Origin of the sequence: Candidatus Oscillochloris fontis (genome assembly GCF_004138135.1) — a bacterium.
GTDB lineage: Bacteria > Chloroflexota > Chloroflexia > Chloroflexales > Chloroflexaceae > Oscillochloris > Oscillochloris fontis.
Genome location: NZ_RYFD01000008.1, coordinates 66,895 through 82,577 on the forward strand (window position 1 = coordinate 66,895; position 15,683 = coordinate 82,577).

General features: G+C 61.5%; 8 protein-coding genes and 1 tRNA gene. 5 read left to right on the top strand and 4 right to left on the bottom strand.

What is annotated here, in order from left to right; genetic code table 11:
* Positions 1–3: 3 nt before the first annotated feature.
* The 3 genes from EKD03_RS05400 to EKD03_RS05410 all read right to left on the bottom strand — a co-directional run bounded on the left by EKD03_RS05400 (position 4) and on the right by EKD03_RS05410 (position 5,031).
* Positions 4–2,586, bottom strand: coding sequence for a response regulator (locus tag EKD03_RS05400; protein WP_129628367.1), 2,583 nt, complete (start codon positions 2,584–2,586; stop codon positions 4–6).
* 112 nt (positions 2,587–2,698) lie between these two features.
* Positions 2,699–3,136, bottom strand: coding sequence for a response regulator (locus tag EKD03_RS05405; protein ID WP_202976766.1), 438 nt, complete (start codon positions 3,134–3,136; stop codon positions 2,699–2,701).
* 23 nt (positions 3,137–3,159) lie between these two features.
* Positions 3,160–5,031 carry a PAS domain S-box protein gene (locus tag EKD03_RS05410; protein ID WP_161569186.1) on the bottom strand — a complete coding sequence of 624 codons (1,872 nt, stop codon included), beginning with the start codon at positions 5,029–5,031 and terminating at the stop codon, positions 3,160–3,162.
* Between the two features lie 90 nt (positions 5,032–5,121).
* On the opposite strand from EKD03_RS05410, the gene EKD03_RS05415 reads away from it, so the two are divergent.
* The gene (locus EKD03_RS05415) at positions 5,122–5,781 is read left to right on the top strand and encodes a response regulator (protein WP_129628373.1); all 660 of its coding nucleotides are present in this window, start codon (positions 5,122–5,124) and stop codon (positions 5,779–5,781) included.
* Between the two features lie 47 nt (positions 5,782–5,828).
* Here EKD03_RS05415 and EKD03_RS05420 read toward each other — a convergent pair whose 3' ends face one another.
* Positions 5,829–6,047 (bottom strand): hypothetical protein, encoded by a 219-nt coding sequence (locus EKD03_RS05420; RefSeq protein ID WP_129628375.1) that lies wholly within the window; start codon positions 6,045–6,047, stop codon positions 5,829–5,831.
* Between the two features lie 103 nt (positions 6,048–6,150).
* Between EKD03_RS05420 and EKD03_RS05425 the strand changes: the two genes are divergently transcribed.
* From EKD03_RS05425 to EKD03_RS05435, 4 genes are all read left to right on the top strand, one after another.
* Positions 6,151–6,227: transfer RNA gene (locus tag EKD03_RS05425), tRNA-Val, on the top strand.
* Positions 6,192–6,371: a hypothetical protein gene (locus EKD03_RS19030; RefSeq protein ID WP_420808789.1), complete on the top strand. Its 180-nt coding sequence runs from the start codon at positions 6,192–6,194 to the stop codon at positions 6,369–6,371. The genes EKD03_RS05425 and EKD03_RS19030 overlap by 36 nt, the downstream gene beginning before the upstream one ends.
* A gap of 270 nt (positions 6,372–6,641) precedes the next feature.
* Positions 6,642–7,022, top strand: coding sequence for a hypothetical protein (locus tag EKD03_RS05430; protein ID WP_129628377.1), 381 nt, complete (start codon positions 6,642–6,644; stop codon positions 7,020–7,022).
* Between the two features lie 41 nt (positions 7,023–7,063).
* On the top strand, positions 7,064–15,580 hold the full coding sequence (locus tag EKD03_RS05435) for a glycoside hydrolase family 94 protein (RefSeq protein ID WP_238613401.1): 8,517 nt from the start codon (positions 7,064–7,066) through the stop codon (positions 15,578–15,580).
* Positions 15,581–15,683 lie beyond the last annotated feature (103 nt).

Consider the following 15,683-nt stretch of genomic DNA (forward strand, 5'->3'; position numbering starts at 1 on the left):
GTATCATTCTGCCAACTGGGTTTGGATGATTTGGAGTAACTGATTCAAACTGACTGGTTTGGTGAGGTACGCATTGGCACCAGCCTCCAGGCACCGTTCGCGATCCCCTGGCATGACGAGCGCGGTCAGGGCGATGATCGGTACCTTGTGCAAGCCGGGCATGTTGCGGATGAGCCGTGTGGCGGCGAGGCCATCTAGTTGGGGCATCTGGACATCCATCAGGATCAGGTTGGGATGCTGGGTGTTGGCCAGTCGTACTGCTTCGAGTCCATGGCGAGCGGTGATCACCCGAAACCCCTTGTGGGTGAGGTAGTGGCTAAGTATTTCACTGGTATCGGCGTTATCTTCAGCGAGCAGCAGCAATGCTGCTTCAGGCGTTGCGGGTGCTGGTGGTACGACAGGATTTTCTGCATAATCGGGGAGGTTGGTTGGCTGGCTATCAGGTGCCGACCGATTCCAGGGTAAGACGAACGAGAAGCGGCTACCCTCGCCGGGGGTACTCTCAACGCGTACACTCCCGCCATGCAGTTGCACGAGGCTGGCGACGAGATTCAAGCCTAGCCCGGTTCCCTCGTGGGTGCGTGTGAGGCTGCTGTCAATCTGTACGAAGGGCTGAAAGAGGCGTCCGATCTGCGCAGGGGCAATTCCGATCCCGGTATCCCATACCGTAAAGCGCACCAGATTTTGTTCCCGATCCCCACTGACCACTAAACCCAAGCTACCCTGCTCAGGAGTGAACTTAACCGCATTACTCAGCAGATTGATCAGAATCTGTTTGAGCCGCCGCGCATCGGCCCGAATCAGATCAACCTGGGGGGCGATCTCGTAGTTGATGTGGAGTTGCTTCTTCAACGCCTGCTGGCTGATCAGGCGGATACTGGCCGCGCAGAGTTGTTCGACTACGACGAGTTGCATGTCGAGATCGGCATGGCCGGATTCGATCTTGGCCACATCCAAGACATCATTGATCAGTTCCAACAGATGGCGTCCGCTCTCTTCGATGGTATGGAGAGCTTTCTTGGCTCCATCCGAGAGTGGGCCATAGAAGCCATCCAGGCACATCTCAGTACGACCCAGGATGGCGTTGAGCGGGGTGCGCAGTTCGTGGCTCATGTTGGCCAGAAACTCGTCCTTCACCCGTGCCGCATGGGCGAGGTTGAGGTTGGCGATACTCAGTTCGCGGGTACGTTCCGCCACGCGCTGTTCGAGCGCATCGAGCGCTTCGGTGAGCAACTGCTGAGAGTGTTGGAGTTCGGATTCGGCTTGGCTCCGCTCATCCTCGACATCAATTTTGTGCAGCGCAAATGCCAGATCGCGGGCGAGTTCGGCAAAGAGATTTTGATCCTCGACATCCTCGACAAAGCCAGCCGGAACCCCCACCGACATGACCCCATAGCTCTTGCCGTTATAGGTGAGTTGGGAGACTAAACGATCCTGCTCGGCACAGATCGTATTCAGTGGGCAGCCGATACAACTCTTTTGCTGACGCATCACTAGCACCGAGTTGGACTCCATCACATCGTCGCTACACCATGACATCACCTGATCCTGATGCATGTCACGATTGATTGGCCTACTCATTCCCGCACTGGCAACGGCGAGAATATGGCGCTGGGCATCGGTACGCACGATCCAGGCATTCAGGTAGCCAAAGGTCTGGATGAGACTATCGCATGCTCCCTGAATCAAGCGGTCACGATCTGCTACTTCGACAATCAGCCGGTTGACGCGCCGGATTCCGTTCAACACCGCATTGAGGTGATTGATACGTTGCTGCGTTGCAATGCGCTCGGTCATATCCTCAACAATCAGGAGGAAGGTCTGATCTTCCTCAAAATCAATCCGATCATACGAGCAACTTGCCTGGAAGCGCGTACCATCCTTACGCAGTATGCTGAGTTCGATCTGGTGGACACTGCCATCACGCAGCGCTTGGGTGCGCAGCGCATCAAGCGCTGCGTCATCGGTTGAGAGGGCGCTGATATGCAGGTGGCGAAATTCATCGAGCGTGTAGCCACACAGATCCAGGATGGTCTGGTTAGCAATCACGATCTGACCATCAAGTGTGATCAGGCCAATTCCGAAGGGTACACACTGAAAGAGCAGACTGAAACGGTGTTCTGACTCGCGCAGGGCGCGTTCGGCCTGCTGCAAGCGACGCTCAGTCTTGATCTGCTGGATGGTCTGTTGCACCACCGTCGGCAAGAGATCAAGAAAGGTCTCGTTCTTGGTCAGATAATCGCGGGCACCCAACTTCATCATCTCAACCGCGATGCGCTCATCGCCATTGCCGGTCATCACGATAAAGGGTGGCATCCGCTGCTGTTGTTGCAACGTTAGGACAATCTCTTTGGCGGTCATATCGGGCAAGCGATAATCGAGCAGCAACAAGGTGTCAGGCAGCGTTGCCACAAGTTGAATGGCCTCAGCCCCACTCAGTACCCCCTCGACATGCAGGCCATGACGCCGTAAATGGCGCTGAATCAGGCGGTTCAGCCCCTGATCATCATCCACGACCAACAGGTTAAGTTGTTCACGTGCGGCACTGGTGGAGGGTTCAGGCTCTGCACAAAGAGATGGGTTCATCACAGACTCACACACGCATAACTATTCACGCTTTTGGGCCTTGCGGAGGCGAAGCACCGCCTACCATGTGGCCGAGAGAAGACGGACTGGGTTGGATGGTGATGCTTCGCCCCTACGAGATTGATGGGACTTGCACAATTGTGAAGAAGAGGCCAAGTTGACGGATGGCCTCAATAAATTTGTTGTAGTCCACCGGTTTGGTAACATAATTACTACACCCCAGCATGTGACAGCGCTCGATCTCGTTCGGATCTTCGGTGGTGGTCAGCATGGTGACGGGCAACTTCCGCAGGTCTGGGTCGGCCTTGATGCGGCGCAGCACCTCAACCCCATCCACCTTGGGCATACGGATATCGAGGACGAGGAGGTAGGAGCGCCCCGCATCACGCTGGGGGCCATTGCCAGTACGGAAGAGGAAATCGAGGATCTCCTGACCATTCAGGAAGTGGATGATCTGGTTACGCAGCCCCGCCCGACGTAGGTTTTTTTGGATGAGCGTGGCATGGCCCGCATCATCTTCAGCAATGAGAATAATGACTTCGTCTGTCACAGGTATATCTTTCTGTGCATGACTCATAGCGCCTCCGGTAGCGCAACAAAGAACTGGCTCCCAACACCAAGTGTTGATTCAACCTTGATCCATCCGCTGTGGCGATCCACAATCGTGCGTACAATTGTCAGCCCTAAGCCTTCACCCTCACTATGCGCGGGATCAAGCCGGTAGTAGAGTTCAAAGATCTTCTCCTGATGTTCAGGAGCCAGACCCATACCATTGTCGGCAATACAGTAGACCACCATTCCCTTGGATTTGGTGGCACTGATGGTGATCTCGCCGGGACGGTTGGGATCGAGATATTTGAGGGCATTATTGATCAGATTGGCAAAGATCTGACTCACCTGCATTGCATCGCCACGACAGGCAGGGAGTGGGTGCAGATTGACCTGTACCCCGGCCTGTTTGATCTCAAAATCGAGTGCGTTGAGGGTCTCGTGTACCATGCGTTGAATGTCGAGGGTTTCGATGCTGAGATCTTTCCGCCCCAAGCGTGAGAGCCGCAACAGCCCTTTGAGCAGGGTATCCATGCGGCTTACGCCATTCAAGATATAGTGGAGCGATTCAGGAATCTCATCCTTGATCAGGAGGTTGATCATATCACGTTGGGCATCGGGCATGGCGAGGGTTGCCAACTGCTGGCTGAGATCATCCAACGTGGCTTGCAGTTCGCGGCTAAAGCCCTGCACATTCACCAGTGGTGAGCGTAGGTCGTGCGAGGTGACATAGACGATCTGCTCCAGTTCACGGTTCTTGCGTGCCAGTTCGCGGCTCAGATTCTCATGGGCGCGTTCAACCTGTTTGAGCGTGGTGATATTGATTGCCAACTCGAAGCGCACATCACGGCCATCGGGCCAGCGAATGATCTGATCGGTAATGAGCAGATCAATATTCATTATCGGATTATGGTACTCCCAAACATGGGGTTGACGGGTCTTGAGAATAATCTCGTTGGTACAGAAGGAGCAGCGTTCGGATAAGCCCTGAAACTCACAGTAGCACTTCTTCCCTACTGGATCATGGCCGAGCAACTCCTGAAAGACCTTATTCACAAAGAGAACCTCATCGGTCGCCGGATCAACCACATAGAGGATCGCGGGGAAGGCATCGAAGATGGTGAGGAACTGCTCGTGCTGTTCTTGCAGACGCCGTTCAGTTTTCCGTTGTTCGGTAATATCACGCGCAAAGACGACCATCAACGGTTCATGGCTATCAATTAGGCGTACACTGATCTCGACATCAAACAGCGTACCATCCTTGCGGCGGTGGCGGCTTTCGAAGCGGACCAACCCGGTTGCCATGATCGTGTTGATGCGCTGCTTGACTGCCTCTTCATCGTCATCGGCCTCAACATCCGCAATATGCAGCTTGAGCAACTCCTCACGGCTATAGCCACTCAATTGGCAATAGGCATCATTGACCATAATGAAGCGTTCATCCCGGACGCGGATGGCCCAGAAGCCATCCATGGTGGTCTCGATGATCTCTTCATAGGGCAAGGGGAGGCTCTGCATATGGGCTTGTTTGAGCATTGCGAGGCGCATGAGTAAGCGCACTTGGGCCACAAGTTGCTGGTCATTGAAGGGGCGCAGCAGCCAGAGATCGATCACTTCATCAGTGGGGGATGGCTGCGGGAGCGTTGCAGTAATGAGTGCGCAATGGAGGTCATGGGGAGGACGGGCGGACTGCAATGCAGCGCAAAGATCGCGCCCTGCCGCATGCTCAATCAGCGCCACGGCGGGGTACGCCTCCAGGTTGATCTGCAAGGCCGCATCGGCTGTTGCGGCCTCGACGACATCCCAGCCCGCCGCACGGAGCGGAGTTGCAAGGGCAAGGCGGGCCGGTGCTTCGGCGTGGACGAGCAGAATAGTGGGGGCGGTCGCAGGATGCATGATGATGTTCCTTGCCGTGCATGAGGGCGGCTTCTTCATTATACGCGATACGCGGTCGGGCAAGCGGCGCTCCGTGCTACAATAGACATTATGAGCGAACCGATCAGCATTTTATTAGCCGACGACCACACAATGTTCCGCCAGGGCTTGCGCGAGATCTTAGAGCGCAAAGGCGGCTTTAGGGTGGTTGCCGAAGTGAGCGATGGCGAAGCGGCGGTGGTGCAGGCGCGTGCCTATCGTCCCAACATCGCGTTGCTGGATGTTTCGATGCCGGGGCTAACCGGGATCGAGGCGGCGCGCCAGATTGCGAGCGCCAGCCCCACGACGCGCTCGGTGATTCTGACGATGCACCGCGATGAGCGCACGATTCTGGAGGCATTGCGGGCGGGGGCGAACGCCTACCTACTCAAGGATGCCGATGCCAGCGAGTTGATCGAGGCCATCCGGGTGGTGCATCGCGGCGATGCGACGCTGGCGGGCAGTGCAGCGGCGCGGGTTCTCGATCTGCTGCGGCGCGGTGAAGGGGCGGTGGTTACCGGAGATCTGCTAACTCCTCGCGAGCGCGACATTCTGGCGCTGGTGGCTCAGGGCGATGACAACCGGGCGATTGCACTCAAACTGAGCCTGTCGGAGAAGACGGTCGGCAACCGACTGAGCGAGATCTTCCAGAAGTTGGGGGTGAGTAACCGCACCCAGGCGGCGATTGTGGCGGTGCAGCGTGGCCTCGTACCGCCGCCGGATGTGTTGTAGATTGAGCATCCCGTTGGCTTCGACAGGCTCAGCCAGCGGGATAGTCGTTAATGATCGAAATTGGGGCGGCGCGTGCCGAGTGGCACATTGAGGATCTCAGCCGCATCACCCTCGTCTTCTTCGTGGTGATCGGCGTGGTGATCGTCATGGTGGCCGTGGCCATGCCCGGCCCCGTACTCGGTCACCAAACTTGCGGCCCGAATGCGCCGCTCATATTCGCCATTGATTGCCGCAAGTACCCGCTTCAACAAACCCTGCTGTGCCATGCCACCACCTTGTTTGTAGTATTGCTGTTGGGAGAGTCTTATTATACCCAGAGTTGCACGTTCAGCAAGGCTATGCTATAATCCTGCGCGTTGTGAGTTGTGCGGGCGATTAGCTCAGTTGGCTAGAGCGCATCCTTCACACGGATGAGGTCACTGGTTCGAGTCCAGTATCGCCCACCACATTGGTACGAAGTACCGCCCTTTGGGGCGGTATTTTTGTTTTTCGCCAACCCGGCTGGCGATGATGTGCTCGATGGCGGCGAAGGCGACGACACGCTGATCGCTGGCGATGGTGACGATTTCCTTTGTGTATCATCGGCGTGACCATCATCCTTGTTGCTGAGATCGGTAGGAATTCCCTGACACTGTCAGGTATTTCAGCAACGAGGAGGTGCTGAAAGCCCGCTATCTTCGCTACTCCATCTCTGCTATGATAGTAGAGATGGAATAGTAGCCTGCTCACCCCATCCCCGTTTTTCCCCACGCATTCCTCTCTGGTACCCGATCCTGTCGCGCCGAAAAGGTGGTGCAACAGGCTCTGGGCGCAGGGTGATTCGCTGTACCTGTGCCAGATCGTAAGAAAGGTAGATCCTCATGCAGAATCTTGAAATGCTACGCTGTACCAACTGTGGTACGCCGCTGGAACCGCCTGTCAAGGGGGTATTTGGCGTTATCTGCCCGGTCTGCCAACTCTTCAACACCTTCGGTGCGCCGCTCCCCGATTCCGACCTCACCGCCGAGGTGTTTGAGGCACGCTTGGGCGATCTTGTCGCCGAGGCCCGCGCAAGCAGCATCCCCGCTGATGTCATCGTCCATATTTTGCGTGACGAGTTAGAGTTCTCGGCTGAACTTGCCAATCATGGGCGAGATCTGTATGTGCAGATCATCGATCTTGGCCCCAGCATAAGCCAGCCCCTACGCCGATCTCAGCGTGATGAGAACATGCGGCTGCGCGGTCGTGTTGTTGGCGGTTGAGTGGGCAGTTTGCGGGAAGTTTGTTTCAGAAGGGACTCATCTTGATACGCAATGCACGCGTATTCGTTCGCTCGCTCGGCGCACGCCTGCGCCCGCACTCCGCACTGGAGCCTCTGCTTGAGCCTACGTTTGCCCCGTTGCTCGGCGATCTGCTGAGTGCCGAGTTGTTGGATGCGCTTGCACTTACGCTCGCCAGTGACCATGCTGATGCTGCTGTGCAACAACACGGTAGCAATATCTTGCGCCGTGCCCTCGATTATGATGAGCGGCAGATCGCCGAGGCGCATCGGTGTCTCGGCGAGGATATTCGGCTGAGTGTGCCGATTAGTCCGGCTGCTGAGTGGCTGATTGATAATGCCTACCTTGTGAATGAGCAGATCCGCACGATCCGCCACGATCTGCCCCAGGGCTACTACCGCCAACTGCCGAAGTTGCGGCGTGGCCCCTTCGCCGATCTGCCGCGTGTCTACGCCATTGCGCTAGAGTTGATCGGCCATACCGACGGTCGGGTGGATGCCGCAGTCTTGCTGCGCTTCCTCAACGCTTACCAGTCAATCACGCCGCTCCAGATGGGTGAGCTATGGGCGGTGGCGATCATGCTGCGCATCGGGCTGGTGAAGAACCTGAGTCGGCTGTCGGCGCAGGTACTCCAGGTGCGTGCGCTGCGCCACGAGGCCGATACGTGGGCTGAGCAACTGCTCGGTGCGTCAAGCGAGGCGATAGGCGAAGAGGTGCTGGGTGCGCTCACGCGCCGCCACCCGGATCTGCCTGTTACCCTCGCTGCCCAACTGTTGCGCCGCCTGCGTGCCCACGAGGGTGAACACGATATTGGTCGGGTGGTGACGTGGCTGGAGACCCAGCCGATCACGCCGCATAAGACGGTTGAGGCGCTGATCCACGAGGAGCATCAGCGTCAGGCCGCGAATCAGGTTTCGGTCGGTAATACCATTAGTAGTATGCGTGCCCTGGGCGCAATCAACTGGCCAGACTGGTTTGCACGGGTGAGCCAGATTGAGCTTCTGCTCTGTCGTGATCCGGCGGGGGCCTACGCACGCAGCACTAGCGCGACTCGCGACCGTTACCGCCACGCGGTTGAGGATCTGGCGCGTGGGGCGCACATGAGTGAGGAAGAGGTGGCGCGCCGCACGGTTGCCCATGCCGATGCGGCGCTCGGCACTGACGCCCGCCAACGCCACGTCGGCTACTATCTGGTGGGCGCTGGCCGCCCGATGTTTGCGGCTCAGCTTGGCTACCGGCCATCGCCACTGGAGCGTGTCCGCAATGCGGCACTGGCGCACCCGACGGCGTGCTACCTTGGGGCTGTCGGTGCAACCACGGCGCTGATTGTGGCCGCCGGGTTGCGGCTGGCGCGGCGCGGCGTAGGGGCGAAGCAGCGGATGCACCCATCCGCTGCTTCGCCCCTACTACCCATCGCTCTGACGATCATCCCGGCGAGTGCGCTGGCGGGTGAACTGGTCAATCGTGCCATTACCACCATGTTGCCGCCGCGTGTGTTGCCGCGCCTCGATCTCTCGACGGGTATTCCCGCTGAGTTGACGACGGTGGTGGTGATGCCGACGCTGCTGTTGACCCCGGATAGTGTGGGGCGTCAGCTCGACACGTTGGAGGTGATCGCGCTGGCCAACCGGGATCAGAATCTGCACTTCGCGCTGCTCACCGATTTCGCCGACGCACCTGAGGAGAATATGCCTGAGGATGCTTCGTTGCTCGATGCCGCAGCCGAGCGCATGCGCCAACTTGCCGAGCGCCACGGTGCGGATCGCTTCCTGTTGCTGCATCGCCACCGTATCTGGAATGAGCGCCAGGCGCGCTGGATGGGTTGGGAACGTAAGCGCGGTAAGCTGGAAGAGTTCAATACGCTGCTGGCCGGTGTGGGCGAGACATCCTATGGTGTGATGGTGGGTGATCTGCGTGTGTTGGAGCGGGTGCGCTATGTGATCACGCTGGATGCGGATACGCAATTGCCGCGTGATGTCGGCCATGCCCTGATCGGGACGCTGGCGCACCCGCTCAATCAGGCGCGGCTTGACCCGCAGACTGGGCAGGTGGCTGAGGGCTACGGCATCCTTCAGCCACGGGTCGGTATTGATCTGCCGAGTGCGACGGCGAGTCGCTTTGCCCGCATCTTCGCCGGAAATGTGGGGGTTGACCCCTATACAACTGCGGTCTCTGATGCCTACATGGATCTGTTTGGTGAGGGTATCTTTGCTGGTAAGGGTATCTACGATCCGGCGGTTCTGCGCACGGCGCTGCACGGGCGTTTCCCTGAAAATACCCTGCTCAGCCACGATTTGATCGAGGGTCTCTATGCGCGCGTCGGGCTGCTCTCGGATGTGGAGGTGGTGGATAGTTACCCGACTACCTACGCGGCATGGGCGGCGCGCCAGCACCGCTGGGTGCGCGGCGACTGGCAGATCGCGGCTTGGTTGCTGCCGCGCACGCCCTCGGCTGAGGGCTGGCGCACCAATAGTCTGCCGCTGATCGCTCGCTATAAGATCTTCGACAACCTGCGGCGTAGCCTCACCCCCGCCGCAATGGTCGCCCTGCTGATCGCGGGTTGGCGTTGGCTGCCTGGACGCCCGGCGGTCTGGACATGTCTGGCGCTGGCACCGTTGGCTGCGCCGCTGGCCTTCGATCTTGTGGCTGCCACCCGCGCCGCCGCGCTCGAACCGGGCAACATGGGGGCGCTACGGGCGCGGCTCCGCGAACTTCAGCTTAGTGCCCTGCGCTTGACGCTCAATGTCGCCTTTCTGCCCGACCAGACCTTCCTCAATCTTGATGCCATTGCCCGCACCCTGACCCGCACGCTGATGACGCGGCGCAACTTGTTAGAGTGGGAGACCGCCGCGCAGTCGCAGGATCGGCTTCAGTATTCCCATATTCCGATGTTGCGCCGCGCTGCGCCGTTACTCATCGCCGGTGCGGCGCTGGCCGCCGCCCCTGGCCGCCGCCACGCCCACGCCCTCTCTGCGCTGCCGGTGCTTACCGATTGGCTCGCTGCACCGGCGCTCGCGGCATGGCTCGACCAGCCGCATATTGATGCTCCGCTCCCGATCAGTGCCGAGGATCAGATGCTGTTGCGGCGGCTGGCTCGCGCCACCTGGGCTTTCTTTGAACAGTTCGTGCGTGCCGAGGCCAACTTTCTGGCTCCCGATAACTTCCAGGAGACGCCGCGCCCCCTGATCGCTGACCGTACCTCGCCCACCAATATCGGTCTTCAACTGCTGGCTGATCTGGCTGCCCACGATTTTGGCTATATCGGTATGCTCGAACTGACCGAGCGCACCGAGCGGGTCTTCGCAACGCTGGCGCTTCTGGATCGTTACGAGGGGCACCTGCTGAATTGGTATGACACCCGGACACTCCAGCCGTTGCCGCCGTCCTATGTCTCGACGGTGGATAGCGGGAATTTCGTGGCGGCGCTGCTCACGCTGCGCCAAGGCTACTTGGCGCTACGCGATACGCCGCTGATCGGCCAGCAGTCGCTCGTCGGGATCGCGGATTCCCTCGCGCTGATGGAGCAGGAGATTGGTGATCATGGGCCGTTGCGCAAGGCGGTTGCCACGCTCTCCGAACTACTCCGCGACACGCCCGATACGGTCGGTGGCTACCGCGATCTGCTCGGTGAGGTGTTGGAGTGGGTGGAGGATCTGAATCCCGTTGGGCCTGCCGCTGCGTGGTGGGCGCGTATTGGCAGCCAGGCGCACAGTTTACTCGAAGATATTGATAGCCTCGTGCCCGCATCAGATCACCGTGAGCATCCGCCGACCCTCGGCGAGTTGGCTGATGTCGGTGTCCCCACTGCTGCCGCGCTGCTTGCGCGCCACGATTGGATCGCCCGTGCTTGTGCCGATCAGGTTGTGGCAATGCCGTTCGACTTTCTCTACGACAACCAGCGCCACTTGTTCTCGATTGGCTACCGTGTCTCCGATGGTCAGCGTGACAGTTCCTTCTATGACCTGCTGGCCTCCGAGGCACGCTTGGGCAGCTTCCTGGCCATTGCCAGAGGCGATGTGCCACAGGAACACTGGTTCCGCATGGGGCGCGGCCTCACGGCGGTGGGGCTGGGTGCTGCGCTGCTCTCGTGGAGCGGCACGATGTTTGAGTACCTGATGCCGCTGTTGTTGATGCGCCGCTACCCCGAAACGCTGCTCGACTCCACCTACGCCGCCGCTGTCGCCCGCCAGATCGCCTATGGCAAGGAGCGCGGCGTGCCATGGGGCATCTCCGAGTCGGCCTATAACGCCCGCGACTTGGCAATGAACTACCAGTATCACGCCTTCGGCGTACCTGGCCTGGGCCTGAAGAGCGGTCTCGATGACGATCTCGTCATCGCGCCCTACGCGACGATGCTGGCGCTCGCGGTGCGCCCGGTCGAGGCGCTGGCCAACCTGCGGGCGCTGCTTGCCGATGACATGTTTGGCAGCTACGGGCTGTACGAGGCCGCCGACTACACCCCCAGCCGCTTGCCGCCCGGCCAGCAGCGTGCGATTGTGCGCTCGTTTATGGCCCACCACCAGGGCATGAGCCTGCTCGCGCTGGCCAACGCGCTCCACGCCGATGTGATGCAGCGGCGCTTCCACGCCGAACCGCTCGTGCAGTCGGCTGAGACCCTACTCCAAGAGCGGGTGCCGCAGATACGCCCGGCGCAGACGGCGCGGGCAGCCGCACGCGCCCCCCAGATCGCCTTTTTTGCCCCACCGGCGCCGCGCCAGTTCAACACGCCCTTTACGAGTGTGCCCTACAGCCACCTACTCTCCAACGGTCGCTACCGCCTGATGCTCACCACTGCGGGCGGTGGGAACAGCAGTTTTGACGATCTGGCCATCACGCGCTGGCGCTCCGATGTGAGCCGCGACGATTGGGGCAGCTTCATCTACATCCGCGATGCCCGTAGCGGTACGGTCTGGTCTACCACCTACCAGCCGACCCGCCACCAGCCGCAGAGCTACCAAGTAACCTACGGCCTGGATCGGGCCGAGTTTCGGCAGCGTGTGGCCGGGATTGATACGCGCATGGAGGTGGTGGTTTCGCCTGAGGAGCATGCCGAGTTGCGGCGCGTGACACTCACGAACCTCACCAGTGCGCCCCGCGAAATCGAACTGACCAGCTACAGCGAGGTTGTCTTGGCCCCACTCGCTGCCGATGAGGCCCACCCGGCCTTCTCCAACCTGTTTGTCGAGACTGAGTTTGTGCCCGATCATGACGCGCTGCTGGCCGTGCGGCGGCCACGCACAGCAGAGGGCACCCGCACCTGGGCCATTCATAGCGTGAGCGTGCGCGGCCACGCCCTCGGTGCCATCCAGCACGAGAGCGACCGGGCCGCCTTCGTTGGGCGCGGGCGCGACATGGCCGACCCGCAGGCGCTCCATGTGGCCCTCGGCGGGCATACGGGTGCTGTCCTCGATCCGGTGCTGAGCCTGCGGCGGCGCGTGCGCATCGCGCCGGGGGCCAGCGCCCAGATCACCTTCATCACCGGCGTGGCCGAGGGGCGCACCGAGGCGCTCGCCCTGGCCGCTCGTTTGCACGACCCGGCCGCCGCCGAGCGGGCCTTCGATCTGGCATGGACGCAGAGCCAGGTGGAGTTGCACGATCTGGATATTGACGCCGATCAGGCTCACCGCTTCCAGCGTCTCGCCACTGCCGCGCTCTTCCTCGACGTGCGGCGGCGCGCTGCGACCGCGACCCTCACGGCGAACACCAGCGGCCAGCCTAGCCTGTGGGTCTACGGTATCTCCGGCGACTTCCCGCTGGTGCTGGTGCGCGTCGGCGTAGATGACGAGTTGACTCTGGTGGCCGAGTTGCTGCGTGCCCACGAGTATTGGCGGCTCAAGCGGCTGATGGTCGATCTGGTGATACTGAACGAGGAGAGTGGCGGTTACGCCCAGGGGCGGCAGGAGCATCTGCTCAGCCTGGTGCGCAGCAGCCGCGCCGGGGCGCTGCTCAACCAGCGCGGGGGTGTCTTTCTCCTGCGCGGCGATCTCGTGCCCGCCGCCGACCAAGTGCTGCTGGAGACGGTGGCCTGCGCCATGCTCTCCACCCGCCGGGGCGACTTGGCTCAGCACCTGCGCCGCCGTAAGCCCGATGCTGGTCAGGCTCCCGCCACGCCGATCATCTCCACCATGCCCGATGCGCCGCTCCCGCCCATCACCCTGATCCAGCCCTCGCCCTATGGCGGCTTCACACCCGACGGGCGCGAGTATGTGATCGATCTGACCCCTGGGCGGCCCACGCCCGCGCCCTGGATAAACGTGGTCGCCAACCCCGGTTTCGGCTGCATCATCACCGAGAGTGGCGGCGGCTACACCTGGGCCGAGAATAGCCGCGAGAATCGGCTCACTCCCTGGGCGAACGACCCGGTGCGCGACCCTTTGGGCGAGGTGCTCTACCTGCGCGATGAGGCCAGCGGCGCGATCTGGTCGCCCACGCCGCGCCCTGTGGGTGCGGGCCATGTGCGGGTGCGCCACGGCTTTGGCTACAGCAGTTTCGCCCGTCAGTGCGGCGACATCGCCAGCGAACTGACTATCTCGGTGCCCAGCGATGATCCGGTGAAGATCTTCCGCCTGCGGCAGTGTAACCACGGCAACCAGCCCGTGCAACTCACGGCGACGCTGTATGCCGAATGGGTGCTGGGCGTCTTCCGCGCCCAGATGGCCCCCTATATCGTCACCACCTACGACGAGGAGTACGCCGCGCTGCTGGCCCGCAATGCCTACAACGTTGAGTTCGGTGGGCGGGTGGCCTTCCTCGCCGCGAGCGAGCCAGTGCTGAGCTACACCGGCGACCGCACCGAGTTTATCGGGCGCAACGGCGATCTCGGACGGCCTGCGGGCATGGCCGCTCGCACCCTCTCATGCCGTGTCGGTGCGGGGCACGACCCATGCGGCGCGATTCGCTGCGCCCTCGATCTGGCTCCCGGCGAGGAGCGCGAGCTGGTCTTTCTGCTGGGCCAGGGTGCGGACACCGATGATGCGCGCCGACTGGCCGAGCGATACCGAACACCGCCCGCTGCGGCGCGTGCCGAGCAAGCCGCCGTCGCGGGCTGGCGCACGCTGCTTGACGCGACTCAGGTGCAGACGCCCGACCCGGCCCTCGATCTGCTGCTGAACGGCTGGCTACTCTACCAAACCCTGGCCTGCCGGGTCTGGGCACGCTCGGCCTTCTACCAGTCGGGCGGAGCCTATGGCTTCCGCGACCAGCTTCAGGATGTGCTGGCGCTGATTCATGCCGCGCCTGATGTGGCCCGCGCCCAGATCCTACGCGCCGCCGCCCGCCAGTTTGTCGAGGGCGACGTGCAGCATTGGTGGCATCCGCCGAGCGGGCGTGGCGTTCGCACCGGCTTCTCCGACGACTACCTCTGGCTGCCCTATGTCGCCTCCTTCTACTGCGAGGTAACGGGCGATCTGGCGCTGCTGGATGCGCCAACCCCCTATCTGGAGGGCCGATCCAGGGAGCCGGGCGAGGCCGAATATTATGCCCTGCCCACGGTCTCGGTGTATCAGGCCAGCCTGTACGAACACTGCGCACGGGCGATTGACTATGGGCTGGGGCGGATGGGTGCCCACGGCCTGCCGCTGATGGGTGCCGGTGATTGGAACGACGGCATGAATCTGGTGGGCGCAGGTGGCAGCGGCGAGAGCGTCTGGGTCGGTTGGTTCCTGATCGCGGTGCTGCACCCCTTCGCCGCGCTGGCCGCAGCCCGTGGCGACACCGAGCGCGCCGCGCACTACCGATCTGAAGCCGAGCGGCTGCGGGTGGCCATCGAGGCCAGTGCGTGGGACGGCGGCTGGTATCGGCGCGCCTTCTACGACGACGGGACGCCGCTCGGCTCACAGGCCAACGCGGAGTGCCAGATCGACTCGCTGACTCAGTCCTGGGCGCTGATCGCAGGTGTCGGCGACCCGATCCGCGCACGGGCGGGCATGGAGGCCGTGGACAGCCTGCTGGTTGATCGTGAGGTTGGGCTGATCCGGCTCTTCACTCCGGCCTTCAATCAGGGCGACCATAACCCCGGCTATATCAAGGGCTACCTGCCGGGAGTGCGCGAGAACGGCGGCCAATACACCCACGCCGCCATCTGGACGATCTGGGCCTGGGCTATGCTGGGCGAGGGCGGGCGGGTGGCCGAACTGCTGCGCCTGATCAACCCGGTGCGCCACGCCGCCGAGCATAGCCTGCGCTACATGGTCGAACCCTACAGCATCGCCGCCGATGTCTACACCGCTGAGGGCCACGCCGGACGCGGTGGCTGGACATGGTACACCGGATCGGCGGGCTGGTTCTACCGGCTGGGCATCGAACAACTGCTCGGCCTACGCCACCGTGGCACCACCCTGAACGTCACCCCCTGCCTACCGCCGGAGTGGCCCGGCTACACCGCGAGCTACCGGGTCGGCGCGGCAACCTACCAGATCACCGTCGAACGTGGGGCAACGGCGCGGGTGACACTCGATGGTGTAGAGGTGTGCGACGGCCAGATCCCGCTGCACGACAATTCTGGAACGCATGCGGTGCGGGTTATCATCGTCGGGGCGTAACCCTACACCCTGTCGGGAATAGTGCTGATACGCGAGTCGGAATTTATAGGCTACCGGCGCTCGTTATACTAAGGAAGACTACAATCGCCGCTGCCTCCCCCCT

What these genes read in the sequence shown, in the direction of transcription:
- EKD03_RS05400 (WP_129628367.1), bottom strand. Translation starts at nt 2,586, where the DNA reads ATGAACCCATCTCTTTGTGCAGAGCCTGAACCCTCCACCAGTGCCGCA.
- EKD03_RS05410 (WP_161569186.1), bottom strand. Translation starts at nt 5,031, where the DNA reads ATGCATCCTGCGACCGCCCCCACTATTCTGCTCGTCCACGCCGAAGCA.
- EKD03_RS05415 (WP_129628373.1), top strand. Translation starts at nt 5,122, where the DNA reads ATGAGCGAACCGATCAGCATTTTATTAGCCGACGACCACACAATGTTC.
- EKD03_RS05420 (WP_129628375.1), bottom strand. Translation starts at nt 6,047, where the DNA reads ATGGCACAGCAGGGTTTGTTGAAGCGGGTACTTGCGGCAATCAATGGC.
- EKD03_RS19030 (WP_420808789.1), top strand. Translation starts at nt 6,192, where the DNA reads ATGAGGTCACTGGTTCGAGTCCAGTATCGCCCACCACATTGGTACGAA.
- EKD03_RS05430 (WP_129628377.1), top strand. Translation starts at nt 6,642, where the DNA reads ATGCAGAATCTTGAAATGCTACGCTGTACCAACTGTGGTACGCCGCTG.